Below are 552 nucleotides of genomic sequence, written 5' to 3' on the forward strand. Positions count from 1 at the left end.
CTCTACGCTTTCGGTCCAACGCACCGGGCTGTACAGCTGACGCACCAGCGCGCTGCGGATCGCTTCCGGATCGTTTTCGGTGCGCACGTCGACGTTGTTCACCACCGGCACCTGCGGCGCGTTGAAGGTGATGTCCTGCAGCGCCACGGCCAGCTTGTCGGCGGCCGGCTTCATCAGCGCACAGTGCGAAGGCACGCTCACCGGCAGCGGCAGCGCACGTTTGGCGCCGGCAGCTTTACAGGCGGCGCCTGCGCGTTCAACCGCTTCTTTGTTGCCGGCGATGACCACCTGGCCCGGCGAGTTGAAGTTGACCGGAGAAACCACCTGCCCCTGCGCAGACTCTTCGCACGCCTTGGCGATCGCGTCGTTATCCAGACCGATGATGGCGTACATCGCGCCGGTACCTTCCGGCACTGCTTCCTGCATCAGCTTGCCGCGCAGCTCGACCAGACGGATCGCCGCCTTGAAGTCCAGCACGCCGGCGCAGACCAGCGCCGAGTATTCGCCCAGGCTGTGACCCGCCATCAGCGCAGGCGCTTTACCGCCCTGCTG

The 552-nt window shown here is 65.9% G+C and carries 1 protein-coding gene; it reads right to left on the reverse strand.

Going from position 1 to position 552, the window contains the following annotated elements; all coding sequences use genetic code 11:
• Positions 1-552: ACP S-malonyltransferase (gene fabD / locus SO140_RS46420; protein ID WP_498544269.1), on the reverse strand; the 552-nt coding region annotated here is incomplete at both ends.

The sequence above is a fragment of the Bradyrhizobium sp. UFLA05-108 genome (assembly GCF_059803455.1).